The sequence below is a fragment of the Alteromonas sp. AWJ4_197 genome (assembly GCF_056160285.1).
Map to the genome: position 1 here is coordinate 22,688 of NZ_JBSWWW010000009.1, position 13,079 is coordinate 35,766.

Sequence of the window (13,079 nt, forward strand, 5' to 3'; positions counted from 1 at the left end):
CTGAACAGAATTTACTTCGCGTAATCCACCACAAAGACGTCATCCAGAATGCCGAGTTCAGCGAGTAACTCACCAAACTTCTTGTGTTCCGGGTGGGGCAGATAAGTATCCCGTGCCGCTTCATCAGTAAAGGTGAGCTGATAAATATGCGTAAAGCCTTTATTAAGCGCCTCCGGACTGTTATTCACCCCGTGCTCAAATGACTCAATACCGGGGATTTTATGCTCTAGCTCAGCAAACGCGCGGGTGACTTTATCAATATCCGCAGCACTCGCATCGCCGGTATATTTGAATACAACGATATGTCTGACGGTTTGTGACTCCGTATCTGCGTTAGCGTTAAAGGTTGCGCACATAAATAAACACCATAGTAATATTCGTATCTTCATTTTGACTCAGCATACTCTCTGGTTGATTGTTCTGACGTGTTTTTTTCGCCTGCCAGACCGGTTAAACGCGGGGTCATAGCAAACCTTGCTGCAATATCTTCTATCGTCTGTAAGTGTGCCTCTCCAAGCTTACCGGCCCAGCCGGAAGTCACTTTACTGGTCTCCATTTTCTTTGTCGAATCAGGCACGTAAGCTGTTGAAGACGGCTTTTTAAAGTCCGGTACTTTAATGTCATCACAATTCAGATATCCGGCAATCTTCTGGAATTCCAAATCAGGATTTCTGGCCAGCTCTTCAAACCGCACGTAATGGAGTGAGTCACCGGCGAAGCTGTCTTCGATAAATTTTTCCGTGAGAAAATAATAGCCGGTAAGCCTTTCGAAATCTCCGGCTTTATCGATAGCACGGATGTCATCACTGTACCGGCTGAAGTAATCAGCCCTGCCATCGTTCACATTAAGCAAATGGTTGGACAGAGAAAAGTTTTCAAACGCACCTTCAGCCCAGTTTTTTCTTGCTTTAATGGAAGAGATTACGGCACGGGGATCACGATAAATATGGATGACCGGACACTGATAAGTACCTTTCAGATATTTCAGGCTTAATGCCCCTTTCACATACTTCACTACAACCCGGTTTTTAAAAGCCCTGCCCGGGTCGAGTAGTGCCTGATCACGCAACACAAACGGATTAGTCAGTATGCCTTTTTGCGCCTGATGCAAAAGCGCTTTCATATCCGGAGACGGCGGATGTGCCGCTGTCGCATAAGGCATAAAACCGTTAATGTAAGCATAACCCTGGTCAGGCAGTGCGATGCCCTGCACGGCTTTCTGAATATATCCGCACCTGGCCTGCAAAGGTTCAAACACCCGTTTAGCACTCAAACCTTCCGCGACCAATTCCTGTAACCACGTAGTACCACTACGCCAGAAACCGTTAATGACAACAGTTTCAGCGGTATTCACCCGCAATGCGTTTACCCTGTCGGGCGCACTTAACACATAACGTTTAAGCGCTTTCACATTTTCTAACATCAATGGGTTGTCCTGCTTATTATTCTGAACAGGTTAATATGCGTAAACTCACCAGTTGGATCTCGCCTCGCTCTCCCAGGCCCGCCAGACAAATCCAACTCCTATACTGTAAGTCACATCTTTTTCATACAGCGGGCTGTCTTCATTGGCTGCACCCTGATTAAATTGCAGAGATGTGCCCAGAAACCCGCGAACTTTATTCATAACAGGAAAAGACAATCCCAGCGACACTTCTGATCCCAGATAACCACCTTTGGCATTAAATTGACGACGAGTCGATGTAACATACGCCTCATCGACCTGATAAAAATAGTCATGTAATTTTTCTGTCGCCCAGGTCATTCTGAATGCCAGACTTAGTCCGGTACTGTCGAAAAAGACGCCGCGCTGCTGATAACGTAAAGTCGGTTCAAAAACATAACCTCTGGTATGCAAATCACCAAGATCTGTTGAAAATACAGCCCTTGCCTGCACTCTGCCGGTAAGCCTGCCATTTCCACCACGTTGGAATGAAAAATCCCGTATTTTGTAGATAAGCTGCGGACCGGCCTCGAACATATAATCCAGCTCAGGCATGCCTTCCCGCGCCGTATTGTCGTCGCTGTCGGCAGAGAACGCGCCACTGAAACTCATGTCCAGTTCAAGTTTTTCATTTTCCAGAAATACAGCACGGGCCCCGCCGTCACCGCCAATACGAAAAATATCACCGCGATAGATGGCATACGGTGCAGCAAGTCCGACAAAATTACGCTCTTTGGATGCAGGGTAATTCGGCACTTCTATAATGCCGCCGCCAATACCCACTTCCCACAATGGCTGCTTTTCATCAAGCGACTCAAAACCGGTCAGGTTGCGGTTAGGTGAGTCGCCTGCAGCGGCAGTTTCGTCGTCCGCAAGGGTGTAAAAGGCAGTCATCATGAGAAGCAGCGCTGGCATAAAAAATGGTGATGAGCTCAATTCAAATCCCTTGTGTTGTCAGTGACATAATTGTGAGTACCGGAGCGGAAGCTGATACCGGCGTGAATCAACTGTTTACCATTTCGGATAGGCGGACAAACTCGTCATCCAGACTGTTTGACGGCATCGTCTCACCGGCACGGGTGTACCAGTAGCGGGCATTGAATTTATCGCCCTCTACCCGGTGCAGATAGCCGTGAATTAAACATGACAATGCATCATTTTCATTTTCGACAATCGTGTGTGCGCCGTCCCAGTTTCCCTGAGAGGCTTTGTCCAGCGCCTGCTGATGAAGGTTTGTCACTAATATTTTCCCCGTAAAGACAGTTTTTCATCACTTTTTAAAACACTATATCACAGCCTCTTTAATTCGCATTACGCTGTCACTGTTGCGTTCGTATTGTGAATTTACGGGGAAACCGGTGTTTGCAGGTACTCCTCATCACTGACCTTTTCCATCCAAACCACATTTTTACCATCACCGAATTGCTGAATGGCGATATGTGACATCATGGAATGCTCCGCAGCACCGTGCCAGTGTTTAACACCGGGCGGGGTCCACACCACATCGCCGGGCTTAATGGTTTGCCTTTCTTTACCCCATTGCTGAACGTATCCCGTCCCTTCGGTAACAACGAGATGTTGTCCTTTGGGATGGGTGTGCCAGGCCGAGCGTGAACCTGGCGCAAAAGTGACACTGGCACCGGAAACACCGGCTTCTTTGTTACTGAAATACGGATTCACGATACTGGTACCGGTGAAGAACTTGTCTGAGCCGGTGATTACCTGCTGTTCACCGTTTTGCGTGACTTCAAGAGATTGCGCTGAAGACAATGAAGAAATAGCGAGTAAACAGGCCACACTGAATGACGTTGCAAAAGTATGCATAACACTGAGTTCCTGATGTTGGAAAGGTTATTCAGATTACGCCAAACCACCGCCAAAGTTTTTCAAAAGCTGTGCATAGCACCTATGAATTTTTTTAATAAATAGATGGGTTACAGTTACTTGGAAAGGGCCAGATATCCCCGTGATATACAATTAAAAAGCCCCCGGAGGATCAGGCAATACTTTCACAGGATCAGACTATCGCTTCACAGCAAATTAGCGCTATCTTTTACAGTCAGGGATCTAAAGATTCATATTACGCATTAGCACAATGCATATGCTACCACCACAAAGAATCGCTTTCCCCCTGCATACAAACATTTTGAAACCCGTAATCTGAACAGGCCAGCTTCAAGGGAAATATCATGATTAAGCTTACCGTAAACGGTCGTCCCGAAACCTTTGACGGAGACCAGCAAATGCCACTGTTGTGGTATTTACGAGATGAAATCGCGCTTACCGGCACAAAGTTCGGGTGCGGTATGGCCCAGTGCGGTGCATGTACCGTGCACGTTAATGGCAAGCCGGTCAGATCCTGCGTCACTCCGATGCTGGCTCTGGAAGGAGCCGCTGTCGCCACCATTGAAGCCGCTGAAACCGACAGGGTTGGTGCAGTTGTTCAGGCTGCGTGGATAGAGGAGCAGGCGCCGCAATGTGGTTATTGCCAGTCTGGTCAAATCATGTCTGCGGTCGCGTTGCTGAAAGAGAAACCTGCGCCTACGGATGACGATATTGATGCCGCCATGAACGGAAACATTTGTCGTTGCGCAGCCTATCCGCGGATCCGCAGCGCTATTCACCGTGCGGCAAGGGAGCTGAAATAATGATCATTAACCCTCAACAACAGCAACAACCTGAAGCAGCGCAACACGGTGCTGCCATTACCCGCAGGCAGTTTCTGGCCGGGATGGGCGCACTGACGCTGGCGGTAAACTTTAAAGGCCAGGTTGCGCTGGCCGCAGAAAACGCCGGGTCTGATGTCTTTATGCCCAATGCGTTTATTCAAATCGATAAAAACGGCTTTGTTACGATTATTTCCAGCTACATAGAAATGGGCCAGGGAACCTTCACCGGCCTGGCTACACTGGCGGCTGAGGAATTACACATTACACCGGAGCAACTGCAGGTGACGGGCTCCCCTGCCGATTTAGAAAAATACGGCAATCCAGCGCTGGCGGCGGTAGGTTTTAATGTGCAGGGCACCGGCGGCAGTACTGCTATGGCCGGTGCATGGAATGTAATGCGAACCGCAGCAGCATCAGCCCGTCACATGTTACTTCAGGCAGCGGCCCTTGAGTGGAAAGTCCCGTTTAAAGAACTGGTTGTGGTAGACGGTATCGTTATTCACGAAGCTACGAATAAGCGTGCCGGTTACGGTGCCTTTATCGATGCCGCAGCAGAGTTACCGGTGCCTGATGCGGGTACACTTACGTTTAAAAAACCGGCTGAGTATCAGCGCATCGGAAAAGCGGATGGCATGCGCCGTGTCGACGTGCCGGAAAAAGTAAACGGCAAAGCGGTATATACTCAGGACATCAAGCTACCGGATATGCTGGTAGCCGTCATTGCCCACCCGCCACGTAAGTTCGCTAAAGTAGCCAGCGTGGATAAGGCGCCTGCCATGGCGGTGCCGGGCGTCGTTGCAGTACTGGAAATCCCCGGTGACAACGTGATTCAGGGCGGCGTTGCTGTGCTTGCTAAAAACACATGGATTGCAAAGAAAGGCCGTGATGCGCTGAATATTCAATGGGACAGGAATACCGGTTCACACGCCGGTACCGCAGCCCTGTTTGAAGAATACAGGCAGCTGGCCGCGACGCCCGGGCTTGAAGTGACGAACACCGGCCCGCAATTAACTGAAGTACCTGAAGGCGGTTATGAAATCGATGCGGTGTTTGAATTGCCTTACCTTGCTCACGCAGCAATGGAGCCGATGAACGCATTGATTCACCTTCAGGAAGACAGCTGCCATATGTGGAACGGCGAACAATGGCATACCGCAGACCAGGCTGCCATCGCTAAAGAGACTGGTTTGCCGGTTGAAAAAGTGCAGATCACCCAACTTTATGCAGGTGGCAGTTTCGGTCGCCGTGCCGGCCCGGGCTGCGATTTTGTAATAGAAGCAACCCGTATTGCTAAAGTTGCCCGTGCTCAGGGCATAAACGTGCCAATCAAAATGGTGTGGCTGCGGGAAGAAGATATGGGTGGCATGCAGTATCGCCCGATGACAGTACACAACAACAAAATCATGATTAACGCCGATGGCAGTGTGGCTTCCTGGCGCTGGCGTGTTGTGGGGCAAAGTTTCTTCCCCATGCCGGCCACGCAGGTTGACCATACGCTGATGGAAGGTGCTCACGGCCTGCCCTACGCCATTAATAACATGCTGGTAGAGCAGCATCTGGTTAAAGGTGATGTGCCTGTTTCGTGGTTGCGCTCTGTAGGCCATACACACTCTGCCTTTGTCGGCGAAGTGTTGATTGATGAAATTGCCACTAAAACCGGACAGGATCCATACCTTTTCAGACGTAAATTACTGGCTGATGCGCCTGAATTTTTAAACGTGCTGGATCTCGTTGCTGAAAAATCCGGCTGGAATACGCCACTTCCGCAGGGCAAAGAGGGCGAAAGGCGAGCCCGCGGTATTGCCATACGTCAGTCGTTTAACACCATCGTTGCCCAGGTGGCGGAAGTCACAGTGCGTGCAGACAACACCTACAAAGTAGACAAGGTGTACTGCGCTGTGGACTGCGGCCAGGTAATTAACCCGGTCAATGTGGCGACACAGGTAGAGGGCGGGATCGGTTTTGCTATGTCATTCCTGAAACAGGAAATCACCTTGAAAGACGGTGTGGTAACACAGAGCAATTTCCACAATTATCCGGTTCTTCGCATCAATGAAGCACCTGCAGTGGAAGTATTTACGGTTGACTCCGTGAAGCCGCCAACGGGGATCGGAGAGCCCGGCGTACCGCCTGCCGTTCCGGCTATCTTAAATGCCATCAGCAGCATAACCGGTAAAGTAGTTCGCAGGTTACCGCTGGGCGCTAAAGTGCCGGCATAGTCGCCGGTTGCAAAAATAGCTTCACTGCAGAGATAAAAAAGAGCCGGTGACTTACCTCACCGGCCCTTCTTTTTATTACCGGCGTTTAGCCGCCAGTCAGTCTTGCCATTACGGCTTCTTTTACTCTGCGTCCGTAGTCTTCATCGGCGGCATCGTATTGTGCAAACATGGCTTCCTGTACATCACCTGTTGCCTGACTTAAACCATCTGCAATATTGCTTACCAGTTGCTGCTTTTGCGATTCGTTCATGATGCGGTACAGCTCACCGGCCTGAGAAAAGTTATCATCATCCTGCGTATCGTAAATATCCAGCCATGCATCCTGCTCCAGCGGCATGGGTGGCTCTGCATATTCCACAGCTTCTGCCGGCTCACCGGCCATAGCGCGGTTGTTCGGATAGAAGTTAGCACCACTGCTTGCCAGTGAAGGGTTAATACCGGCAAAAGCACCGTCACGCTGGTAGTTATGCACCGGGCATTTTGGCGCATTCACAGGGATCTGATTCACATTCGCGCCCACGCGGTAACGGTGTGCATCCTGATAAGCCAGCAAGCGCGCCTGTAACATTCTGTCCGGCGATACACCAATCCCCGGTACTAAATTATTTGGTGCAAACGCCGCCTGCTCGGTTTCTGCAAAGTAGTTATCAACATTACGGTTCAGCTCAAGCTGCCCGATTTCCTTTAACGGGAAGTCTTTGTGTGGCCATACTTTCGTTAAATCAAAAGGATTTATGTGGTAGCTGCGGGCTTCCTCTTCCGTCATGATCTGCACCTTCACCGTCCAGGATGGATAGTCACCGTTATCAATGCTGGCAACCAGGTCCTGCTGTGCGCCGAAGGCCGGCATTTGTGCAGCTTCTTCAGTGGTCAGCGTTTTAATCCCCTGATTGGTTTTGAAGTGCCACTTCACCCAGTAACGCTCACCTTTACTGTTCCACAAACTCAAAGTGTGAGAGCTGTATCCGTTCACGTGACGGTATGATAACGGGATCCCGCGGTCAGACATCAAAATGGTGGACTGGTGCAACGATTGCGGGTTATTCGCCCAGAATTCGTAAACCGTCTGCGGATCAGGCAGATTAGTCTGCGGATTTTTCTTTTGACTGTGGATGAAGTCGGGGAATTTAATCCCGTCCCGTAAGAAGAATACCGGCGTGTTATTGCCCACCATATCCCAGTTTCCCTGCTCTGTGTAAAACTTCACAGCAAAGCCACGGGGATCACGGGCATAATCACTTGAATCCTGGCCGCCGCCTACTGTCGAAAAGCGCAGAAATACCGGTGTTTGCTGACCTTCCTGCTGCAGGAAATCAGCTATCGTATAATCCGACAGGCTGTTGGTCAGTGTGAAGGTGCCGTAAGCCGCACTGCCTCGGGCATGGACAACACGCTCGGGAATACGCTCGCGGTTAAAATGAGCCAGCTTCTCAAACAGGTAGTGATTGTCGAAAGTCACCGGCCCGCGACGACCCGCAGTGCGACTTTGATTATCATTCGCAACCGGCGCACCGTTAGCCGAGGTTAACGTAACAGATTGAGGGTTCTTACCCGAAAATGGACACTGACTCATAATATTATCCTTCTGAACTGACACTATTGTGATGGACAGATTTTTATTTAAGTGCTCAGGTAGCGACTGTTTCTGTCCGTTGAGAAGATTATGGTCGATTACTATTTTTGAATAAAACGAAGTAAATTGATTGTTCAAATTGATTTTAAAGATTAGAAACGTGTAGTTTAATCGGGGCCTAAAAAGCCAGCTATCCCCGGGGATAGCTGGCCCGATAAAGAGAACAAGTTAAGTAATCGCTCAAGGCTTTTCAGGTGCGTCCTGAAGCAATGTTTTAATTGACTCATTACCGGCGAGGTCTGCAAGATCTATCAGATAGCTTTTCTGCAACTCGTCCAGCGTTTGTCCCGCCAGTAGTTGCTTTACTCTGTCTTCTTCACCATTGGCTATCGCCGTTTTCAGTCCGGACATATTGGCTATGGGATTCACTATTGTTTCTCCTCAGCGGTGATTACAAACGTTCACAGAAAACAAAGCCCGCCGGAGGGCGGGCGCTTTACGTTTCGTCAAATTAGCTTTTCATTTTCATCAGGCCTTCGGCCTCAACGGTAAAGGTATTGAAGAATTCCTCTTCCATCTCACCGGTGACACGAACCCGCTCGCCCTTAATCAGTGTGAGCTTGCCATCCTGATCCAGCGGCATGTCATCAAGATCGTCCAGCTCTACAGTCAGCGTTGAGTCGCCTACTTTTAACTGCAGTGCTTTTTTACCGATAGACTGAACTGTGCCCACCAGCACCATTTCTTCGTCATCCACGTCCAGCGAATTTGCAGCACTCAAGTACATATCTGCGGAATGCTGGTCCACATCATCAGCCAGATAGGTTGTTTCCAGCTCGTCCACAAAAACACTTTGTGCCACGATTCGGGAGTCAGTAAATAAACCATCATCCAGCTGTGCGGTTACCATGACATCTTTCCCTTCCAGCTCTTCATATGCCTGTGCGTCCAGGTCAGTATTATGAAGCTCTACGAAAATAGTGCCGTCACCGTAATCCAGCGTGAAGAACTTTGAATCCACATCAGTGACTTCACCAGTGAGCGTTATCCAGGTATCCGGCATATCTGCCAGACGCGTTGTGGTGTTGGAGTCCTGAGCCTGCATCACAGCTTTATTCATCCGGTCACGGGCATTGGTCTGTTGCTGATTTTCCATTTTCACCGGCTGCATGGCACCGGTCTGTGTTTCAACCTGTTTGGCTGCAGCGGCACCGGCAACACTGGATAAAGTGGCAGTAACAAATACAGCAGCTAATGTTTTCTTCGTGTTCATCATAACGACCTCCTGAATTGATATGTCTTTTGAGAACAATGAATAGTCATTCGGAGTTAACTGATGCAAAGCCAGTGCCGCCCTTTGGAATCAATAAGTTACGAGAAAACGGTGTTTTAAAAGTGATACGGCTACAGAAATATACACGCGAAAAAATGTAGAGTTTACAGACTTGTAATTGGGGGCCTTTAACCATTAACCGCCTCCATCAGATACTGCTTTAAAATATTACCGGCGGGAGACAAGGCAACCCCTCTACGCCGGAGTAAAGAAATATTTCTTTCCACTACCGGATGGGTGAGTTCGATCGCCCGTAATCCCGGGGACATGCGTGCCGGAACTCCTGAACTGGGTAATACTGCCACACCCAGTCCGGCTTCCGCGTAGGCAAAGGCTGACGTCATCTGCATAGGTTCAAGGATAATATCCAGCTTCATATCCTGAGCCAGTGCAGTGCTGTCGATGAGGGTACGGATCGTTGTACCTTTGTTCATGGCAATGACCGGCAGATTTGCCAGTTGTGCCCATTTGACTGATTTCTCTTTTGCCAGAGGGTGTGTATCAGAACACACCACCACCATGGCATCTTTTATCAGGGTCAGTGCTTCCACTTCTTTGTCAGACTGGGCATAACAAATGCCGAAATCAATCCGCTTTTCATTCAGCGCATTGATGATCTCCTTTCCGGCGCAGTCCTGAATGTTTAACCGGATATCCGGATAATCGCTGTTAAACCGTTTCAGCACCCGTGGCAGCAAAGAGCTGCAAACTGAGGGCAGCACCGCTATATCCAGCCTGCCCCGCCTTACGGATTTGTAAGTTTTAACGTCGTATATGGCCTGCTCAAAGTCAGCCACCAGCTTTTCTGCCGTGTCACGAAACTCTTCTCCGGCAGGCGTCAGTTCAACCTGGCGGGTATGTCTTCTTACAAGCTGGATCCCGAAATCCTGTTCTAACTGCTGGATCAGCGAGCTTAGTGCTGGCTGGGTGAGACAAACCCGTTCTGCAGCCCGGGTAAAGTGAAGTTCTGTGGCAAGAGCAATGAAGGCTTTGAGATGTTTGATGTTGACCACGTGAGCACACCCAATTAATCAAAATAAACTATAGATTTATACAATTTATTTATTGGAGTTATAGATAATAGAAAATCATAGTATGAATAAAATGTAAACTTTTAATCCAAAAAAGGTTAATTTGATTTCTGAACGTCAGCTCCGTATCAAACAACATCAGATTCCGGCAGCGGGGCTGACAAAGCCCCCGCCTAATTAATAGATTTTCCATATTGAATTATAGAATTAATTGATTTGCCTGATAGATAACCATTCCGCATAGTATGAACAACTTGTAAAAATTAAGTAGCCGGCACGTTACCCTTTCCATCCGCCGGCTTATCTGAGGAGAATCTATGTTTTCGTTGCTCAACGGGATCAAGGTCCTTGATTTAACCACCATCGTTTTAGGGCCCTATGCAACGCAATTCCTTGGTGATTTTGGTGCAGACGTTATCAAGGTAGAGAACATCACCGGGGACTTATTCAGAACCGTCAGACCCGGCCGTTCAGCGGAAATGGGGGCGGGCTTCATCAACTGTAACCGCAATAAAAAAGCCATCGCTCTGGATTTAAAAAGTGAGGGCGGACAGGAAATACTTCAAAAGCTGATCGCAGAAGCCGATGTGGTTGTTCACAACATGCGTACTGCTACGGCAGAGCGTCTTGGCATTGACTATCCTGCGGTAAAGAAGATTAACGATAAAATTGTGTACTGCTTTGCGCCCGGCTACGGTCAAAGCGGCGCGTATGCCCACAAACCTGCTTACGATGACATCATTCAGGCGGAAAGCGGCATTGCCTATCTAAACCGCACATCTGACGGTCAGCCCCGTTTTATTCCCACAATTATTTGCGACAAAGTGGGTGGTATGCATCTGGCCATGTCGGTGCTGGCCGGCATGGTTCACCGCCTGAAACATAACGAGGGCACCTGCATTGAAGCGCCCATGTTTGAAGGCATGGTGTCATTTCTGATGACCGAGCAACTGGCCGGCGAAACTTTTGTACCGCCTCTCGGCGGCACCGGCTATGAACGGCTGAATTCACCCTACCGTAAGCCCTTTCCTACGGCAAACGGCTACATCAGTATTTTGCCCTACAGCACCCGTCACTGGCAGCGCTTCTTCCGCCTGATTGGACGCGAAGATATGACTGAGCACGCCACGGTGACCGATCCGGTAAAGCGGAGCGAAAACGTGGGCTCGCTGTATAAAATTGTCAGTGAAGCCACTCCTGCGCGGACCACGGAAGAGTGGGTCACCGCACTGACTGAGATTGACGTTCCTTTTGCTCCGGTGAACAACATTGATGGCTTACTTCATGACCCGCACCTGTCATCCATCAGCTTTTTCAATGAATACGAGCACCCCTCTGAAGGCCGCTTACGGCAACCCGGCAAACCTTTCAATGTTGACGGAGAAGTCACAGACGATTTACCGCCACCACTACCCGGCCAGCATACGGTGAGCATTCTTGAAGGATTAGGCTACAGCCACGACGCTATCGATGAGTTACAGAAAAAGAACATCATATTCAGCACTGAACGGAGTGAAAAATGAGTTTCAACATTCAGGCAAAATCATACATTCTCGGTGCAGCTGCGCTTTTTACTTTTGCTTCGCTGAGCGGATGTGCAACGCCCTCTGCTGACAATGACCACAGGTTTGCGGCATTGTCTGCCAAATTAGATACGCTGGTTGAAAACGGCACTATGCCGGGCTCAGTCACCACAATTATTGAGCAGGGCAAGCCGGTTTATCATTATGTGAACGGGTATCAGGATACTGGCAGCAAAATGGCGATGACGGATGATACCCTTTTTCGTCTTTATTCTATGTCCAAACCCATTACCAGTGTGGGCATTATGATGCTGCAGGAACAGGGCAAGTTGCAGGTGACCGATCCGGTCAGCAAATACCTGCCAGCCTTCAAAGACTCACAGGTTTATGTGTCCGGCGACCTTGAGAACATGGTCACGGAGCCGGTAAGGCGGCAAATGACCATTGATGACCTGCTGGCCCATAAATCAGGCATAACCTATCACTTTACCGGTAACACACCGGTTCATCAGTATTACCGGAAATATGGCGTGAAGCGTGATACCCCCGTTGGCACACTGCCAACAGACGGTGCGCCCGCGCGTAATCTTACTGAACTGGCTGAACGACTCGCCGCGGCCCCGCTGCTGAGCCAGCCGGGCGAAACGTTTGACTACAGCTATTCCACTACCCTCCTGGGTAAAATTATTGAAACCGTTACCGGCGAGCGGCTGGATAACTGGCTTGAGAACAACCTGTTTACGCCTCTTGGTATGAACAACACCGGCTTTTTTGTCACCGGTGACGATCTCAACCGGTTTGTGACCAATTATCTGATGACTGAGAATGGTCTGAAGGTCATAGAAACGGCACAAAATACCGATTACAAAGATGCAAACCGCTTACTCGATGGCGGCGGTGCACTGGCCGGCACCGCCTCTGATTACGTGGCGTTTGCCACCATGCTGGCAAATAAAGGTACTTATAACGGTAAGCGGCTGTTAAGCGAAGCGTCTGTGGATGCCTTATTTGCGCCACGCATCACCATTGAAGAATTTGGTAACGACGCCCCGATGGCGTTCGGATACGGCTTTGCTATTGGATCACCGGACACCGAAGCTGAAAACTTCATGCCCGACGGGTCTTTCGGCTGGGCAGGTTCCGGCAATACGGTGTTCTGGGTCAACCCCGAAACCCAAAGCCTGGTGGTCTTTATGACGCAGGTTATTACGCCGCCTCCCTTTGCTAAACAGGTACCGTTTCGTCAGTACCTGATTGAAGCGACTGCCGCAGAAGCCCGTTAACAGT

General features: G+C 49.4%; 13 protein-coding genes. 4 read left to right on the plus strand and 9 right to left on the minus strand.

The window, feature by feature from the left end:
* Positions 1-11: 11 nt before the first annotated feature.
* The 5 genes from ACXAGC_RS19030 to ACXAGC_RS19050 form a co-directional block, all read right to left on the minus strand.
* Complete coding sequence (locus ACXAGC_RS19030; RefSeq protein WP_474846349.1) at positions 12-356, minus strand: Dabb family protein; 345 nt, start codon at positions 354-356, stop codon at positions 12-14.
* 29 nt (positions 357-385) lie between these two features.
* On the minus strand, positions 386-1,423 hold the full coding sequence (locus ACXAGC_RS19035; RefSeq protein ID WP_474846440.1) for a sulfotransferase domain-containing protein: 1,038 nt from the start codon (positions 1,421-1,423) through the stop codon (positions 386-388).
* A 48-nt stretch (positions 1,424-1,471) separates the two neighbouring features.
* Positions 1,472-2,380 (minus strand): MipA/OmpV family protein, encoded by a 909-nt coding sequence (locus tag ACXAGC_RS19040; RefSeq protein ID WP_474846351.1) that lies wholly within the window; start codon positions 2,378-2,380, stop codon positions 1,472-1,474.
* A 67-nt stretch (positions 2,381-2,447) separates the two neighbouring features.
* Positions 2,448-2,684, minus strand: a complete 237-nt coding sequence (locus ACXAGC_RS19045) for a hypothetical protein (RefSeq protein ID WP_474846353.1) — start codon at positions 2,682-2,684, stop codon at positions 2,448-2,450.
* Between the two features lie 104 nt (positions 2,685-2,788).
* Complete coding sequence (locus tag ACXAGC_RS19050; RefSeq protein WP_474846355.1) at positions 2,789-3,268, minus strand: (R)-mandelonitrile lyase; 480 nt, start codon at positions 3,266-3,268, stop codon at positions 2,789-2,791.
* Between the two features lie 365 nt (positions 3,269-3,633).
* Between ACXAGC_RS19050 and ACXAGC_RS19055 the strand changes: the two genes are divergently transcribed.
* Positions 3,634-4,092, plus strand: coding sequence for a (2Fe-2S)-binding protein (locus ACXAGC_RS19055; RefSeq protein ID WP_474846357.1), 459 nt, complete (start codon positions 3,634-3,636; stop codon positions 4,090-4,092).
* Complete coding sequence (locus ACXAGC_RS19060; protein ID WP_474846359.1) at positions 4,092-6,332, plus strand: xanthine dehydrogenase family protein molybdopterin-binding subunit; 2,241 nt, start codon at positions 4,092-4,094, stop codon at positions 6,330-6,332. Before ACXAGC_RS19055 ends, ACXAGC_RS19060 begins: the two co-directional genes overlap by 1 nt.
* An 85-nt stretch (positions 6,333-6,417) precedes the next feature.
* On the opposite strand, the gene ACXAGC_RS19065 is transcribed toward ACXAGC_RS19060, so the two are convergent.
* From ACXAGC_RS19065 to ACXAGC_RS19080, 4 genes are all read right to left on the minus strand, one after another.
* The gene (locus tag ACXAGC_RS19065) at positions 6,418-7,905 is read right to left on the minus strand and encodes a catalase (RefSeq protein ID WP_474846361.1); all 1,488 of its coding nucleotides are present in this window, start codon (positions 7,903-7,905) and stop codon (positions 6,418-6,420) included.
* A 240-nt stretch (positions 7,906-8,145) separates the two neighbouring features.
* Entirely contained in the window at positions 8,146-8,334 is a 189-nt protein-coding gene (locus ACXAGC_RS19070; RefSeq protein ID WP_150154239.1) for a hypothetical protein, read from the minus strand.
* Positions 8,335-8,416: 82 nt separating this feature from the next.
* Positions 8,417-9,181 (minus strand): hypothetical protein, encoded by a 765-nt coding sequence (locus tag ACXAGC_RS19075; protein ID WP_474846363.1) that lies wholly within the window; start codon positions 9,179-9,181, stop codon positions 8,417-8,419.
* A 185-nt stretch (positions 9,182-9,366) separates the two neighbouring features.
* The gene (locus ACXAGC_RS19080; protein WP_474846365.1) at positions 9,367-10,251 is read right to left on the minus strand and encodes a LysR family transcriptional regulator; all 885 of its coding nucleotides are present in this window, start codon (positions 10,249-10,251) and stop codon (positions 9,367-9,369) included.
* A gap of 335 nt (positions 10,252-10,586) precedes the next feature.
* On the opposite strand from ACXAGC_RS19080, the gene ACXAGC_RS19085 reads away from it, so the two are divergent.
* Together ACXAGC_RS19085 and ACXAGC_RS19090 are read left to right on the plus strand one after the other, a co-directional pair.
* Positions 10,587-11,792 (plus strand): CaiB/BaiF CoA transferase family protein, encoded by a 1,206-nt coding sequence (locus ACXAGC_RS19085; protein ID WP_474846367.1) that lies wholly within the window; start codon positions 10,587-10,589, stop codon positions 11,790-11,792.
* The gene (locus tag ACXAGC_RS19090) at positions 11,789-13,075 is read left to right on the plus strand and encodes a serine hydrolase domain-containing protein (RefSeq protein WP_474846369.1); all 1,287 of its coding nucleotides are present in this window, start codon (positions 11,789-11,791) and stop codon (positions 13,073-13,075) included. Before ACXAGC_RS19085 ends, ACXAGC_RS19090 begins: the two co-directional genes overlap by 4 nt.
* Positions 13,076-13,079 lie beyond the last annotated feature (4 nt).